At 67.2% G+C, this 14,567-nt stretch carries 15 protein-coding genes; 7 read left to right on the top strand and 8 right to left on the bottom strand.

Annotated elements, in window-relative coordinates; genetic code table 11:
* Positions 1–19 precede the first annotated feature (19 nt).
* From IBJ06_RS04745 to IBJ06_RS04715, 7 genes are all read left to right on the top strand, one after another.
* Positions 20–1,504, top strand: a complete 1,485-nt coding sequence (locus tag IBJ06_RS04745; RefSeq protein WP_292157743.1) for a replicative DNA helicase — start codon at positions 20–22, stop codon at positions 1,502–1,504.
* A gap of 43 nt (positions 1,505–1,547) precedes the next feature.
* Positions 1,548–2,582 carry an alanine racemase gene (gene alr, locus IBJ06_RS04740; protein WP_292157741.1) on the top strand — a complete coding sequence of 345 codons (1,035 nt, stop codon included), beginning with the start codon at positions 1,548–1,550 and terminating at the stop codon, positions 2,580–2,582.
* A gap of 74 nt (positions 2,583–2,656) precedes the next feature.
* A complete protein-coding gene (radA, locus tag IBJ06_RS04735; RefSeq protein WP_292157739.1) occupies positions 2,657–4,033 on the top strand; it encodes a DNA repair protein RadA in 1,377 nt (458 codons plus the stop codon).
* Positions 4,034–4,198: 165 nt separating this feature from the next.
* Entirely contained in the window at positions 4,199–4,795 is a 597-nt protein-coding gene (locus IBJ06_RS04730) for a CvpA family protein (RefSeq protein ID WP_292157737.1), read from the top strand.
* 29 nt (positions 4,796–4,824) lie between these two features.
* Positions 4,825–6,330, top strand: coding sequence for an amidophosphoribosyltransferase (gene purF / locus IBJ06_RS04725; RefSeq protein WP_292157735.1), 1,506 nt, complete (start codon positions 4,825–4,827; stop codon positions 6,328–6,330).
* 3 nt (positions 6,331–6,333) lie between these two features.
* Positions 6,334–7,074, top strand: a complete 741-nt coding sequence (locus tag IBJ06_RS04720; RefSeq protein WP_292157733.1) for an SDR family NAD(P)-dependent oxidoreductase — start codon at positions 6,334–6,336, stop codon at positions 7,072–7,074.
* 60 nt (positions 7,075–7,134) lie between these two features.
* Positions 7,135–7,587 carry a hypothetical protein gene (locus IBJ06_RS04715; protein WP_292157731.1) on the top strand — a complete coding sequence of 151 codons (453 nt, stop codon included), beginning with the start codon at positions 7,135–7,137 and terminating at the stop codon, positions 7,585–7,587.
* Positions 7,588–7,597: 10 nt separating this feature from the next.
* Here the strand turns inward: IBJ06_RS04715 and IBJ06_RS04710 are convergent, their stop codons facing one another.
* The 8 genes from IBJ06_RS04710 to IBJ06_RS04675 form a co-directional block, all read right to left on the bottom strand.
* The gene (locus IBJ06_RS04710; RefSeq protein WP_292157729.1) at positions 7,598–8,251 is read right to left on the bottom strand and encodes a hypothetical protein; all 654 of its coding nucleotides are present in this window, start codon (positions 8,249–8,251) and stop codon (positions 7,598–7,600) included.
* Positions 8,252–8,261: 10 nt separating this feature from the next.
* On the bottom strand, positions 8,262–9,887 hold the full coding sequence (der, locus tag IBJ06_RS04705) for a ribosome biogenesis GTPase Der (RefSeq protein WP_292157727.1): 1,626 nt from the start codon (positions 9,885–9,887) through the stop codon (positions 8,262–8,264).
* A 40-nt stretch (positions 9,888–9,927) separates the two neighbouring features.
* Positions 9,928–11,304 carry a PQQ-binding-like beta-propeller repeat protein gene (locus tag IBJ06_RS04700; protein WP_292157726.1) on the bottom strand — a complete coding sequence of 459 codons (1,377 nt, stop codon included), beginning with the start codon at positions 11,302–11,304 and terminating at the stop codon, positions 9,928–9,930.
* Between the two features lie 23 nt (positions 11,305–11,327).
* Entirely contained in the window at positions 11,328–12,089 is a 762-nt protein-coding gene (locus tag IBJ06_RS04695; protein ID WP_292157725.1) for a tetratricopeptide repeat protein, read from the bottom strand.
* Positions 12,090–12,205: 116 nt separating this feature from the next.
* Entirely contained in the window at positions 12,206–13,042 is an 837-nt protein-coding gene (panB, locus tag IBJ06_RS04690) for a 3-methyl-2-oxobutanoate hydroxymethyltransferase (protein ID WP_292157723.1), read from the bottom strand.
* A 78-nt stretch (positions 13,043–13,120) separates the two neighbouring features.
* Positions 13,121–13,540: a hypothetical protein gene (locus IBJ06_RS04685; RefSeq protein ID WP_292157722.1), complete on the bottom strand. Its 420-nt coding sequence runs from the start codon at positions 13,538–13,540 to the stop codon at positions 13,121–13,123.
* Complete coding sequence (locus tag IBJ06_RS04680) at positions 13,530–14,090, bottom strand: sigma-70 family RNA polymerase sigma factor (protein ID WP_292157720.1); 561 nt, start codon at positions 14,088–14,090, stop codon at positions 13,530–13,532. The genes IBJ06_RS04685 and IBJ06_RS04680 overlap by 11 nt, the downstream gene beginning before the upstream one ends.
* Before the next feature lie 26 nt (positions 14,091–14,116).
* The gene (locus tag IBJ06_RS04675) at positions 14,117–14,518 is read right to left on the bottom strand and encodes a DUF6249 domain-containing protein (protein ID WP_292157718.1); all 402 of its coding nucleotides are present in this window, start codon (positions 14,516–14,518) and stop codon (positions 14,117–14,119) included.
* Positions 14,519–14,567: the final 49 nt, after the last annotated feature.

Genomic DNA, 14,567 nt, shown 5'->3' with positions numbered 1-14,567 from the left:
GACGGCTAAAGGTTAACCCATGAACGCTCTCGCCGCCCTCGCTCCCTCGGACACCGGTCTGACCTCCCTGCCCCATAATCTGGAGGCCGAGCAGGCGCTGCTGGGCTGTCTGTTGTTCGACAACGCCGCCTTCGAACGCCTGTCGGACAAGCTGCGCGGAAGCCATTTCCACGAGCCGTTCCACCAGCGGCTCTATGATGTGATCGAGGATCATATCCGCCAGGGCCTGTTGGCCGAGCCCACCCTGCTGATGGGCCGTTTCAAGCAGGATCCGGCGTTCGAACAGTTCGGCGGCCTGCGCTATCTGGCCGATCTGGTTGACCGGGCCCCGCCAGCAGCCAATGCTCCGGATTATGCGCGGGTCATCTATGATCTGGCGCTGCGGCGCGAACTGATCCGGATCGGCGGCGACATCAGCCGGGCCGCCCCGGACCCCGAGACCCCCGCGCTGGACCAGATAGAAAGCGCCGAACAGTCGCTCTATACCCTGGCCGAAACCGGCAAGCCGTCCTCCGGCTTTGTCAGCTTTTCCCAGGCCCTGGCCGGGGCCGTGCAGATGGCCGGCGAGGCCTATCAGCGTGACGGCAAGCTGGCGGGTCTGGCCACACAGCTGGATGACCTCGACCAGAAGCTGGGCGGCCTCTATCCGTCCGACCTGCTGATCCTCGCGGGCCGCCCGTCGATGGGCAAGACCTCGCTGGCCACCAATGTCGCCTTCAACGTCGCCCGCAACTATCGCTGGGAGCCGACACCCGAGGGGCGCAAGACGGTTTCGGGGGGCGTGGTCGCCTTCTTCTCGCTGGAAATGAGCGCCGAACAGCTGGCCATGCGCATTCTGGCGGATGCCTCGGGCATTTCATCAGACCGGCTGAGAAAGGGCGAGATCGACGCCTCGGACTATGGCCGGCTGCGCGACGCCGCCATCGAGATCGGCGAGAGCCCGCTCTACATCGACGCCACCGGCGGCCTGCCCATCTCCAAACTGGCCGCCCGCGCGCGCCGCCTGAAGCGGCAGGAGCAGGGGCTGGACCTGATCATCGTCGACTATCTGCAGCTGCTGACCGTCGGCGACGCCAACAATCAGAAGAACCGTGTGCAGGAGGTGTCCGAGATCACCGGCGGCCTCAAGGCACTGGCCAAGGAACTGAACGTGCCCGTGCTGGCCCTGTCACAGCTGTCCCGCCAGGTCGAGAGCCGCGACGACAAGCGGCCCCAGCTGTCTGACCTGCGGGAATCGGGCTCGATCGAGCAGGACGCCGATGTGGTCATGTTCGTCTATCGCGAAAGCTATTACCTCGGCCGGTCCGAGCCGCGCGAGGGCACGGAGGAGCACCTCAAGTGGCAGCAGGACATGGACCAGCTGCAGCACGTGGCCGAGGTCATCATCGGCAAGCAGCGCCACGGCCCCATCGGCACGGTGCGCCTGTCGTTCGATGCCGATACGACCCGCTTCGGCAACCTCGCCCGCGACGGGCGCTATGACAGCAGCAACTACGGCGACTGACCCGGGCGTTTCGTTCCCTTCGCACCTGCGGCATAAGGGGCGGATGACCCGTGCCCGCCTGTCGGTCGATCTCGACGCCCTTGCCGCCAACCATGATTGTCTCGCGCGACTGACCGGACGGCCGGTCCAGCCGGTGGTCAAGGCCGACGCCTATGGGCTTGGGGCCGGGGCCTGCGTGACGCGGCTGATGCGGGCGGGGGCGCGCACCTTCTTCGTGGCGCGCCTCTCCGAAGGCGTGGCCCTGCGCGAGGCCGTGGGCGAAGCGCCGGTCATCTATGTGCTGGATGGCTGCACCTCAGGGGCTGCGGCGGCGCTCAGGGACGCGGGTCTTCGCCCCGTGATCAATCACGCCGACCAGTTGAGCCGCTGGCAGGAGGCCGGGGGCGGCGCGTGCGGCCTGCATATCGACACCGGCATGAACCGGCTGGGCTTCCGGCCGGAAGATGCCCCCGCCCCCTTCGCCGGGCTGGCGCTGGTCATGAGCCATCTGGCCTGCGCCGATGAGCCTGACAGCCCGATGAACCGGCAGCAGCGCGACAGCTTCGCCGCCATCCGCCGTCGCTATGCCGACATCCCGGCGTCGTTTGCCAATTCGGGCGGCTGCTTCCTGGGGCCCGACTATGCCTTCGATGCCGTGCGACCCGGCATCAGCCTGTGGGGCGGGGGCCCCGAGGGGCGGCCCGATCCGCGGATCCGGCCTGTCGCCACCTTCAGCGCCCCGATCCTGCAGGTGCGGCAGGTCCCGACGGGTGAAAGCGTGGGCTATGCCCGGGGGAAGGTGGCCGTCCAGCCTCTGACCGTCGCCACCGTTGGCGCCGGCTATGCCGACGGGGTGATGCGCGCCACCAGCCCCCGGGGCCAGGTCTTCGTGGCCGGACATCTGCGGCCCATTCTGGGGCGGATTTCCATGGACGCGCTGGCGGTCGACGTCACCGGACTGGATGTGGTCGAGGGCGACCGGGTCGAGCTGTTCGGGCCGAACCGGCCGATCGACGATGCCGCGCGCGACACCGGCACCATCGCCTATGAGCTGCTGACCTCGGTCGGCAGCCGGGTGGATCGCACCTACTCCGGCTGAGGCTACGTCAGGATCGGTCGTAGCCCGCATTTCCGCCGCTGCGCCCGCCTCGGGATTCGGTGTAAGCGAACCGCATGGCGCGTGACTCATCCCAATACATCTGCCGCGTCTGCGGCGCCGTCCATGCCAAATGGGCGGGCCAGTGCTCGGCCTGCGGCGAGTGGAACTGCCTGACCGAGGAGGTGGCCAGCGCCCCGCCCGGCGGGCTCAAGCCAGCAGCGACCAAGCGGGCGCGCGGCATCCAGTTCGAGGATCTGCGCTCCGAAAGCCCCGACCCGCCTCGCCTGATCACCGGCGTCAGCGAATTCGACCGTGTATGCGGGGGCGGTCTGGTGCCCGGCTCGGCCCTGCTGATCAGTGGTGACCCGGGCGTCGGCAAGTCGACGCTGCTGCTTGAGGTCTGCGCGCGCGCGGCGCTGAAGGGCGCCAGGGTCGCCTATCTGTCGGGCGAGGAGGCGGTCGAGCAGATCCGCTCGCGTGCCCGGCGCATGGGCCTGTCGGAGGCCGACGTCGCCCTCGCCTCGGCCACGGCGCTGCGTGAGATCGTGGCGACGCTGAAGCGCGAGACCTTTGATCTGGTTGTGATCGATTCCGTCCAGACCCTGTGGTCCGACGTGCACGAGGCCGGGCCCGGTTCCATCGTCCAGGTGCGGGCCTGTGCGTCCGAACTGGTACGTCTGGCCAAGGCGGGCGGTCCGGCCATGATCCTGGTTGGGCACGTGACCAAGGACGGACAGGTCGCCGGCCCCCGGGTGGTCGAGCACATGGTCGATGCGGTCCTGAATTTCGAGGGCGAGCGCGGCTATCCGTTCAGGGTGCTGCGCGCCGGCAAGAACCGCTTTGGCGCCACTGACGAGATCGGCGTATTCGAGATGGGCGACACGGGCCTGCGCGAAGTCACCAACCCCTCGTCGCTGTTCCTCGGCGACCAGAACGGGGACCGGTCAGAGCGCGAGCCAGGCACCGCCGTCTTTGCCGGGATCGAGGGCTCGCGCCCGGTCCTGGTCGAGATCCAGGCCCTGTCGGCACCCTCGGCCTATGGCACGCCGCGACGTGCGGTGGTGGGCTGGGATTCCGGGCGTCTTGCCATGGTGCTGGCGGTGCTGGAGTCGCGCTGCGGCCTCGGCTTTGGCGATCGCGACATCTATCTGAACGTCGCTGGAGGCCTGAAGATCAATGAGCCCGCCGCGGACCTCGCCGCCGCCGCTGCCCTGATCAGTTCGGTCTGCGACAAGCCCCTGCCGCGTGGCTGTGTGGTGTTTGGCGAGATCGGCCTGTCCGGCGAGGTCCGGGCCGCCGGCCGGGCCGAGGCGCGGCTGCGCGAGGCCCGCAAGCTGGGCTTCGACAGGGCCCTGTGCCCGCCCCTGACCCACGAACCCGGCGACATGACAGCTACCTCGCTCAGCCGTCTGGCGGAGGCGGTCGAACGAATCTCGCAAAGCAGGTATTAAACGCCTGTCTCCTCCCTGTTCGCGCAGTGAATGGGGAGGTGGATCGACGGCGCAGCCGGCGAGACGGAGGGGTTGTATGACGAGCACGAGCAGGTCAGTGGGGCGGAAAGAACCCCTCCACCGCTTCGCGGTCCCCCTCCCCATTTGCAATGGGGAGGAGACGCCGTGACCGCCTGGGACGTCTTTGCCGTACTGGTTCTTCTGGCCTCGGCGGCGGCGGGCTGGATCCGGGGCGGCACGCGTGAGCTTCTGACCCTGCTCAGCTTTGTGCTGGCGGCCTTCATTGCCCTGATCGCCCTGCCCTTCTCTGCCCCGGTCGGCAAGGCGCTGGTCGATCCCGACTGGGCCGGGACTCTGCTGGCGGCCCTGGCCAGCTTCCTGATCGTCTATTTCGGCGTCCGGATTTTTGGCTCGACCCTGTCGCGCCGGGCCCAGGCCCATCCGCATCTGGGCGGGATCGACCGGGTCTTCGGCATCGTCGTCGGTGTGACGCGCGCCCTGGTCTTGCTGGGCGCCATCCATCTGGTGATCGTGGCCGCCATGCCCGGCGAGAGGACGCCTCGCTGGCTGGGCGAGGCCGGCCTTTATTCCGTCAGCGCCGGCGCGGCCCGTATGATCCAGTTCATCCTGCCGGGAATCGGACGGGGCGCCGACGCCCTGGCACCGGTCGTGGATTCCTCCGTACGCCAAGGGTTTTCCGGTGACGACGCCTTGCCGAAAACACAAACAGGGCCTAACTCGCCCGACAACGCCCCCGAGTAGTTTCCTCCCGGTCATCGGAGCCGCCGACGATGTCCCACCGCCTCGCCGATCCCGTCGTCCATCACTGGCCTGAGCGCGAGGCCGAGGATGACCAGCTGCGGCTGGAGTGCGGTGTGTGCGGGGTCTGGGGCGCGGCCGCCAACGAAGCCTCCTCCATCGTCGCCCTCGGCCTGCACGCCCTGCAGCATCGCGGACAGGAAGCCTGCGGCATCGCCAGCGTGGCCGACACCCATTTCCATACCGAGCGCCACGTCGGTCTGGTGGGCGAGGCCTTCGGCAGCACCGATCTGACCGGGCGCCTGCCCGGCTCGGCCGCCGTCGGCCACACCCGCTATTCCACCTCGGGCGGCAGCTTTTTGCGCAACATCCAGCCGATGTTCGCCGATCTGGATACCGGCGGCATCGCCGTGGCCCACAACGGCAATCTGACGAACTTCCTGTTCCTGCGGAACCAGCTGGTCGCCGAGGGTGCCATCTTCCAGTCGACCTCGGACTCGGAGGTCATCCTTCACCTGATCGCCCGCAGCCGAAAGGCCCGCGTCGTCGACCGCTTCATTGACGCCCTGGCGCGGATCGAGGGCGGCTATGCCCTGGTGGCCCAGACGCCCAAGAAGATGATCGGCGCGCGCGACCCGCTGGGTATCCGGCCGCTGGTGCTGGGCAAGCTGGGTGACGCCTGGGTGCTGGCCTCGGAAACCTGTGCGCTCGACAGCATGGGCGCGACCTTCGTCCGCGATGTCGAACACGGCGAGGTGGTGGTCATCGACGATCAGGGCCTGAGCTCGCTCAAGCCCTTCCCGGCGCGCGCCGCGCGCCCGTGTCTGTTCGAATATGTCTATTTCGCGCGCCCCGACAGCGTGGTGAACGGCCGCTCGGTCTATGAGGTGCGCAAGCGCATGGGTCAGGGTCTGGCCCGCGAGCACGCGGTCGAGGCCGATGTCGTGGTGCCGGTGCCGGACTCGGGCGTGCCCGCCGCGCTCGGCTATGCCCAGGCCAGCGGGATCCCCTATGAGATGGGCATCATCCGCAGCCACTATCTGGGCCGCACGTTCATCCAGCCCAGCCAGGGCGCCCGGCAGAAGGGGGTGCGCATGAAACACAGCCCCAACCGGTCGGTTCTCCAGGGCAAGCGGGTGGTGCTGATCGACGACTCCATCGTGCGCGGCACCACCTCGGTCAAGCTGGTGCGCGCCGTCCGTGCCGCCGGTGCCACCGAGGTGCACCTTCGCTCGGCCAGTCCGCCCATTCTCTATCCCGACTTTTACGGCATCGACATGCCCGAGCGCGGGCAGCTGCTGGCGGCCAACAAAACGCTCGAGGAAATGCGCGCCCACCTGGAGGTCGACAGCCTGGGCTTCCTGTCCGTTGACGGCCTCTATGCCGCCATGGAGGCCGGTCCGCGCGACCGGGCCAATCCGCAGTTCACCGACCACTATTTCACCGGCGACTATCCCACGCGCCTGCTCGACCGCGAGATCGAGGAAGGGGGCCGCGACGCCAATCCGCGCCAGCTGTCCCTGCTGGTCAGCGCCTGATCCATGGTTGATGCCCCTGTGTTGAAAGACCGTATCGCCCTGGTCACGGGCGCCTCGCGCGGGATCGGCTATGAAGCGGCTCTCGGCCTCGCCCGCGCCGGCGCGCATGTCGTGGCCACCGCCCGCACCCAGGGCGGACTGGAAGAGCTGGACGACGCTGTTTTTGCCGCGACCGGCCAGCACGCCACCCTGATCCCGTTCGATCTGGTTGACGGCGGCGCCATCGACCGGCTGGGCGGGGCGCTTTACGCGCGGTTCGGACGGCTGGACGTCTGGGTCAACACCGCCGCCACCCTGGGGGCCGAGGGCCTGACCCCGGTCGCCCATGCGGACCCGCGCCAGTTCGCCAAGATCGAAAAGGTCAATCTGACCGCCGTCTATCGCCTGATCCGCTCGCTGGAGCCGCTGCTGCGGGCCTCTGATGCCGGTCGGGCCATCCACCTGACCACCAGTCTGGCCAGTGCGCCCAAGGCCTTCTGGGGCAGCTATGCTGCGACCAAGGCGGCGGCCGAGGTGCTGGTGCGGTGCTGGGCCGATGAGATCGAGTCCACCCCGATCCGCGCGACTGTGCTCGATCCGGGTCGCATGCGCACCCGCCTGCGGGCCCAGGCCTATCCGGGCGAGGATCCCGAAACCCTGCCCCATCCGTCGGAAATCGCGCCCCTGATCGTCGATCTGGCGCGCGGCGATCAGGTGCCCCCCGGGGTTGTGAGCTTCAAGGACTGGCGGGCTGCCCGGGCCTGAACAAATCGCTGTTCGATCCGGAAATGCGCTGATAGCGTCGCCGCAAAATCGGAGATTCCCATGCGCCTTCTTTTCGCGGGTCTGACCACCCTCCTGCTGCTTCTGACGCCGGTCGCGGTCTCTGCCCAGGACCCCAGCCGCGCCGAGCTGGAAGGTGCCATGGTCCAGATGTTCTCGACCGAATCCGTCCTCATCATGAATGTGGCCGGCGACGAGGACACGCCCGAGCACTGGTACATGATCCGCGAGATCAGCGGCGCGAAGGTGACCTCCGACTGCCATATGGAACTGGCCACGCCGACCATTCTGGAAAACAGCCCGAACGTGAACCCGGCCCCGCATTACCGCATCGCCTGGGGACAGCTGAGCGACCTTGAGCTGGATGGAGAACTGCTTGTCTTCCGGGCCGGTCACATGGCCGAAGACGAGCTGGCGGGCATGCTGTTCGATGACGAGTATCTGGCCGAGATGGTCTGGGCCGTCTTCCAGTTCATGATCGACGAGTGCAGCTGAGGGGGGCTGCCTAATACCCCGGGCCGTAATCCCAGCCCGCTAGGTCAGACATGAAGGCGCCGAGTTCGTAGAACGGGCCCTCCTGCGGGGTCTGCCTGTAGTTGTAGCGATACCCTTCAACGGGATCGAATGTCTCGATGATCCAGGAAATGCCATCGACCCCGCCAGCCACACAACTGCTTGAGGGGCTCCTTATCAAGCCTGATCTATCCAGCAGGCGCTCGAATGACCCGACTTCCCGAGCGTCCAGGCGACGGACAATCTCTCCCGTGGGAGGACCGTCGCGCCCCGGCCGATAGCGGGGATAAAGGGACAAACTCCTGGCCCTCATGGTCCACTGACCATCCTCTCCAGCTTCCAGTCGGACCGACATGGGACCGTCATAGCCGGGGTCCCAGACCAGGCGCACAACACGCGGCGATCCTGCGGGGCGTTGGTAGAGGGATGGCTCGCCGAGGTCTGCCATAACCTCGCCCCACCAAACCGCATCTTCCCTAGCGAGGACAAGGCCGCGATACCGTAAGCCAGGTTCGGGGATGCACTCGTTGGCCGTTGTGTGGAGCTCGGGCGGGAAATAGAGGGCTTGCCGGTTGCTGTACCAGCCCGCGACCAAAGCCGCCGCGAGCACACCGAAGGTGAAAACGATGGCGAGGCCTTTGGACATCGCCGCCCCCCTACTTCTTCGGCGCGTGCTTCTGGCCGGTGCGGATGCGGCCGGAGCGGCTGACCTGGCGGGCACCCCCGCGGGCCCCCTTCTGGATGGCGACACTCTGGCCGGCCTTTTTCGATGAGCGCGCCTTCAGGCCGCTGATCACCTTGGGCTTGGGTCCGCCGGCCTTCTTCTGCTCCAGCGCCTTGCCGGGCAGGTTCGACAGGGCCTCGGCCTTCTCCGCCTTCTTGATGCGACGGGGGGCGGTCTTGGCTGTGCCCTTGTAGCGTTCCGGCCCGGACTTGGCTCCGCCCTCGGCATAGGGGTTGGCCCCGCCCGACTTGACGGTCAGGCGGATCGGCGTGCCCGGCAGATCAAAACTTTCTCGCAAGGTATTGATCAGATAGCGTTTGTAGGTCTCGGGCATGGCCGAGGCCCGGCTGGCGAACAGCACAAAGGTCGGAGGCCGAGCCTTGGTCTGGGCCATGTATTTGGGCTTGATCCGCTTGCCGTCGACGGCGGGCGGCGGGTGTCGTTGGGTGGCCAGCGCCAGCCAGTCGTTGAGGTCGCGGGTCTTCACCTTCACCGACCAGGTGTCGTAGGCCTTGAGGATGGCGGGCATCAGGCGGTCCACGCCCCAGCCCGAATGCGCCGACAGGGCCACGAACGGCGTGCCGCGCAGCTGCGGCAGCTTGCTCTCGGCCAGCCGGGTCAGCTCGGCCAGTCGTGCCTGGGGCTGTTCCTCGAGATCCCACTTGGAGGCCACATAGACCAGCGCCCGGCCCTCGCGCTCGACCAGATCGGCCAGCTGCAGGTCCTGGATGTCAAAGGCGTTGTCCTTGTCCATCACCAGCACGACCACCTCGGCAAAGGTGATGGCGCGGATGGTATCGGCGACCGACAGCTTTTCCAGCTTCTCCTGCACGCGGGCCTTGCGGCGCATGCCGGCCGTGTCGACCAGCCGGATGTTCCGGTCTTCATATTGCCAGTCGACCGAGATGGAATCGCGCGTGATGCCGGCCTCGGGACCGGTCAGCATGCGATCCTCGCCGATCAACCGGTTGATCAGGGTCGACTTGCCGGCATTGGGGCGGCCGATGATGGCGATGCGGATCGGCTTGTCGGCCTCGTCCTCTTCATCGGCGATGAAGGATTCCTGACCCGCGGCGGCGACGAGGGCCGCATAGAGGTCCGCCATCCCCTCGCCATGCTCGGCCGACAGGGGCACCGGCTCGCCAAAGCCCAGGGAGTGGGCCTCGCCCACGCCGCCTCCGCTCTCGCGGCTCTCGGACTTGTTGGCGACCAGCACGACCGGCTTGGGCTGACGGCGCAGGCGTTCGGCGAAGATGCGGTCCAGCGGGGTCACGCCCTCGCGGGCATCCATCATGAACAGGATCAGGTCGCCGTCGCTGATGGCCGCCTCGGTCTGTTCGCGCATGCGCGATTCCAGACTGTCGTCGGTGATGTCCTCGAACCCCGCCGTGTCGATCAGGGTCAGTTCCAGATCGCCGAGCGTGCCCCGGGCATAGCGACGATCCCGCGTGACGCCCGGCCGGTCATCGACCAGGGCCAGGCGCTTTCCTACCAGCCTGTTGAACAGGGTGGACTTGCCTACATTGGGGCGGCCGACAATGGCGAGTTTCAAGGCCATAGCGGCGTCTAGCGTGTTTCTCTTGTGGCCGAAAGGCGGATCAGCGGACGCTGATCACCTCACCGCGATCCGTGACGACCAGAATGGCCCCGTTGAAGGCCGTCGGCGCCACATAGGACGGTGCCCCCAGACGCAGGGTCGAGATCACCTCGCCGGTCTTGGGATTCAGCCCGACCAGCTCACCATCCGAATTGGTCAGCACCAGCCGGTTCGACGCCAGCAGCGGCCCCGACCAGGTCGGGCGTACCGTCCGGTCGAAGAAGCCCAGGAATCCGCCTTCCTGACGCACGCGACCCTCGTTCAGGTCCCTGGTCCAGTAGACCTGGCCCGTCTCGCGGTTCAGCACGCTCAGCTCGCCCGACTTCGACACGATATAGACCACATCGCCGACCGGCAGCGGGGCGTTGACGGCCGCGACCGGCACCTGCCAGCGCGGTTGTCCCGTGCGAATGTCCATGGACGCCAGCACGCCCGAATGGCTGACCGCATAGACGAAGCCGCGGCTGATCACGGGACGACCGGCGATGTCACGGATTTCCGACAGGGCGCTGGTGCGGGTCGTGCGCGACAGTTCTTCCTGCCAGACCGGTTGACCGGTCGTGGCCCGGAAGGCGAACACCTCGCCCGACGACATCGGGGCGATCACCGTATCGCCGGTGATGGCCGGGCTCGAGGCCCGCATGATACGCGCGGGCTCCACGATGCCCCGGTACGACCACGCGACCGAACCGGTATTCACATCGAAGGCCAGGATCTGGTTGTCCAGATCGATCGCATAGACCCGCGATCCGGCCACGGTCGGAGCGCCGTGGATCGGCACGTCCACGGCCGTCTGCCACAGCATCGCGCCGCTGGTCTGATCAAAGGCCGTCATGGTGCGATAGCCCGACGAGACGAAGACCTTTCCACCGCCCAGGGCCACACCGCCACCGAAGCCGCCGCTTTCCCGACCCTCGGGCTTGACCGAAGCCCGCCAGATCACCGATCCGCTCTGCGCATCCAGAGCCGACACCGTGTGCTCGGCGTCGAGCGCAAAGATACGGCCATTCTCGGCCACAGCCGGGGCCATCACCTGCCGGGTCCGCGCCGAGCCCGCGCCGATGTTCCGGCGCCAGGCGATCCTGAAGTCTGCACCCGCGATCACATGCTCGACCGCGTTTTCCGAATTGCCGCCCGGTGCCGGCCACGACACGGCCGCCTGGGGGCCTGGCAGGAAGAAGTCACGCCCCGCCAACGCCGGCGACGGCACGAGGGCCTGATCGAACTCCAGCACCGACAGGCGCTCGCCTTGCGAAGCGACCGCCCCGGCATCCGGCGAACGGCCCAGGCTGAAAGGCAGCAGGTTGCTGACCGTTCCGCAGGCGGCGACCGAAAGGCCCGCGCCACAGACGAGGAGCATTCTCGCGAACCGGTTCATAGGCTTACTCCTGAACGTGGACGTCATTCGGCGGGCGCGGGCTGGGCCGCGGCCCCAGGCGAGGGGGCCTGGCCCTCGGGCGAGACCATCACTGGCGGGGCCTTCTGGGCCTCAAGGATATCGGACAGCGATCCGAGCGTGCCGGTGTCGATCATGGCGATGGCCGTCTGGGCACGCTGGCGAACCGTATCGGGAACGTCCTGTCCCAGCTGCAGCTGGACGAAGGTCGCGCGAGCCTCGGTGTTCTTGCCGTGCTGAAGCTGCGCCATGGCCAGGGCTTCGAGCGCCTGGGGCCGCAGCGGCCGACCCTCGCGGGTAAGCGGGGTCAGGCGTCTCTCGATATCCTCGTAGCTGGCGTCGGTGTCCATCACCAGGAGGGCGGCCTTGAATGCCGAGGGATCGGACAGCAGTGGGTCACCGACGGCCTTGGCCGACCGGTCAAGCAGGTCGATCGCCTCTTCGAAACGGTTGGCGGCCACGGCCAGGCCGGCGCGCTGGGCCAGGGCCATGGACCGGTAGGCGCCGTTGCCTTCGCGTTCGGCCTCGGCAAAGGCGGATTCGGCGGCGGCCAGGTCGTTGGTCTGCAGCGCTTCAATGCCCCGCTCATAGGCGACGGAGGCCTTGGCGGCGCGCCCGTTTTCATTCGCCTGCCAGCCCCACCAGCCGAGCGCGGCGATAAGGGCCAGGACAAGCACACCGCCCACCACGGGCAACCACGTTCTGGCCAGTCGCTTATAGCGGTCGGAGCGAAGCTCCTCCTCGACCTGCTCGAAGATATCCGTCACGAAAAAGCACGCCCCAAGTCGTTAATCTGAGTTCGGCGCGACCCTAGACCATTTTCGGCCCGGGTCGAGACGCCCCCATTGAAAAAGCGCATAATCTGCCTGCGGGAGAGTACCCGCTAGGACGCGACCGGCTTGCGCGAGAAATAGGTCTCGACTTCGGCAGGAAAACGGCGGGACCGAACATCTTCGGCATAGCTTGCCACCCCCTCCCGAATCTGGCCGCGCAGATCGCCATAACGGCGCACGAATTTGGGCGTCCAGTCGAACAGACCCAGCATATCCGGGGTCACCAGAATCTGCCCGTCGCATTCGGCGGAGGCCCCGATTCCCACAGTCGGGACAGCGATGGCGCGCGTGATCTCACCGGCCAGACCCTCGGCCACGCCTTCGATCACGACGGCAAAGGCCCCGGCATCGGCGGTGGCCTCGGCCTCGGCCATCACGCGCAGGCGCTCGTCCTCGGTCTTGCCCTTGGCCTTGAAGCCGCCTTCGGTCAGAACCGCCTGGGGCCGCAACCCCACATGGCCCATCACCGGAATGCCCCGCTCCACCAGATAGGCGATGGTTTGCGGCACGGTCGGGCCGCTTTCCAGCTTGACCCCCTGTGCCCCGGTTTCCTTCATCACGCGGGCACAGTTCTGATAGGCGATCTCCTTGCCCCCTTCATAACTGCCGAACGGCATGTCGACGACGACCATCGCCCGTTTGGCCCCCCGCATGACCGCCTGGCCGTGCAGGATCATCATCTCCAGCGTCACGCCGACCGTATTGGGCAGGCCGTGCACCACCATGCCGACGCTGTCACCCACCAGAAGCAGATCGCAGTGCTCGTCCAGCAGGGCCGCTGTCGGCGCGTCATAGGCGGTCAGGCAGACCAACGGTTCCTTGCCCTTTCGGGCCTGGATGTCCGGCGCAGCAAGGCGACGGACGGTTTCCTGTTTCTGGCTGGACATGGGAGGCTCCGGGCGGCTTTCGCATTGCAGCCTAGCCCCTCGGCGCTCCCGCGTCATCCGCGGGCCCGGTCGCGCGGGTCAGATATCCTGCGACAGGCGCACCACACCGGCCAGGGCCAGAGCCGCCACGACCGCCGCCGCGATCCAGAACAGCTGCATACTGCCGAGACCGCCCAGGGCCAGGTCCGCGACGCCCCAGCGCTCCAGAGCCGCCTGCAGGGCCGTGGCCACGTCCAGGTTGATCGACTGCCCGGCGGATTGCGCCGCGCCCACGCCGGGCAGGGCGTCCGTCCCGCCCAGATCCATGTCTAGAGTCAGCATCTCCCGCAGGGCCACCACCCCGCCGATCGCGCCCGCAACACCCAGGCCGACCGCCCGGAAGCGGGCGCCACTCTGAAGCCGGGCCTCAAGGTCCGCCACGAACAGTGCGGTATCGGGCATGGGGGGCGTGCGATCAAAGGCGCGCTCGATGAAGGGATCGAATTCATCAACCGACATGCGATTCCCTCCCTGTCTCGCCAGCCCCGGGATTGAGGATCTGGCGGAGTTTATCCAGACCACGTTTGACATGAGATTTCACCGTTCCAAGCGGCAGATTTAGGGCAGTGGCGATCTCCGGATGGGTCATCCCGGCTCCATGGCCGAGGGACACACACAGACGTTCCGCCTCGCTCAGGGTCTGCAATGCCGCGTCCAGGTCGAACCGACCCAAGGGATCGACACTCGATACCTGATCTTCTGCCGAATCTTCCGAAACATAGCGCGCCTCTTTCTCGCGTCGTTTGAGATAGAGGCGCGCGGCGATACGCTTGACCCAGGCCGCGAAGGTGCCCTCGCCCCGGAACTCGGTGCACCGCTCATAGGCCAGGATGAAGGCATCCTGGGCGATGTCATCGGCCAGCGAGGGCTGCGCACCCATCCGCCGCAGCAGCGCCCGCACGGTCGACGAATGCCGCCGCACCAGTTCGCCGAACGCCCGCCGGTCGCTGGCCGCCGCCAGGGCGGCCAGTTCCACATCGTGCCGGTCGGACAGGCCGGGTTGGGTCATGGTCGCGTCCCCCTTCGATCCCGGTCTCAGTCCCTGTTCTTGTTGAAGAAGCTCAGGATCAGGAAGGCCAGGCCGATGGTCGCCGGAATGACGGCAAACGCCAGCATGCCGTCGCCGACATTGTCGCTCCAATCGCCGTCGCCCAGATTACTGATCAGGCTGAAGGCGGCGATGCCGATGCCGACCGCCAGCCAGATGATCCCGCGCCGGATGTCCTTGGTGCGCGACGGCAGGTTCTTCGTGATGTCCTTGCTCAGCGCCTCGATCACCTCGGGCGGCAGGGGCTGGCCCTTGTCGATGGCGGTGCGAACCGTCGTCTGGATTTCCCGGCGCTCGCGGCTCTTCAGATAGCTGGGTCCGACAATGATCGCCACGATAGCGGCGAAGATGGTCCCTACGATGAAAATGGCGACGATGCCCTCGTCCATGGTTTGATCCTCTCAAGCGGCCTGAAACAGAATGTTCCCGGCTTCTATG

The sequence above is a fragment of the Brevundimonas sp. genome, from assembly GCF_016742135.1.
GTDB lineage: Bacteria > Pseudomonadota > Alphaproteobacteria > Caulobacterales > Caulobacteraceae > Brevundimonas.
This window is presented reverse-complemented; position numbering and strand designations above follow the sequence as displayed.

Excerpts from the sequence above, each read along its gene's own strand:
- IBJ06_RS04745 (WP_292157743.1), top strand. The coding sequence starts at position 20 with ATGAACGCTCTCGCCGCCCTCGCTCCCTCGGACACCGGTCTGACCTCC.
- alr (WP_292157741.1), top strand. The coding sequence starts at position 1,548 with ATGACCCGTGCCCGCCTGTCGGTCGATCTCGACGCCCTTGCCGCCAAC.
- radA (WP_292157739.1), top strand. The coding sequence starts at position 2,657 with ATGGCGCGTGACTCATCCCAATACATCTGCCGCGTCTGCGGCGCCGTC.
- purF (WP_292157735.1), top strand. The coding sequence starts at position 4,825 with ATGTCCCACCGCCTCGCCGATCCCGTCGTCCATCACTGGCCTGAGCGC.
- IBJ06_RS04720 (WP_292157733.1), top strand. The coding sequence starts at position 6,334 with ATGGTTGATGCCCCTGTGTTGAAAGACCGTATCGCCCTGGTCACGGGC.
- IBJ06_RS04715 (WP_292157731.1), top strand. The coding sequence starts at position 7,135 with ATGCGCCTTCTTTTCGCGGGTCTGACCACCCTCCTGCTGCTTCTGACG.
- IBJ06_RS04710 (WP_292157729.1), bottom strand. The coding sequence starts at position 8,251 with ATGTCCAAAGGCCTCGCCATCGTTTTCACCTTCGGTGTGCTCGCGGCG.
- der (WP_292157727.1), bottom strand. The coding sequence starts at position 9,887 with ATGGCCTTGAAACTCGCCATTGTCGGCCGCCCCAATGTAGGCAAGTCC.
- IBJ06_RS04700 (WP_292157726.1), bottom strand. The coding sequence starts at position 11,304 with ATGAACCGGTTCGCGAGAATGCTCCTCGTCTGTGGCGCGGGCCTTTCG.
- panB (WP_292157723.1), bottom strand. The coding sequence starts at position 13,042 with ATGTCCAGCCAGAAACAGGAAACCGTCCGTCGCCTTGCTGCGCCGGAC.
- IBJ06_RS04685 (WP_292157722.1), bottom strand. The coding sequence starts at position 13,540 with ATGTCGGTTGATGAATTCGATCCCTTCATCGAGCGCGCCTTTGATCGC.
- IBJ06_RS04680 (WP_292157720.1), bottom strand. The coding sequence starts at position 14,090 with ATGACCCAACCCGGCCTGTCCGACCGGCACGATGTGGAACTGGCCGCC.
- IBJ06_RS04675 (WP_292157718.1), bottom strand. The coding sequence starts at position 14,518 with ATGGACGAGGGCATCGTCGCCATTTTCATCGTAGGGACCATCTTCGCC.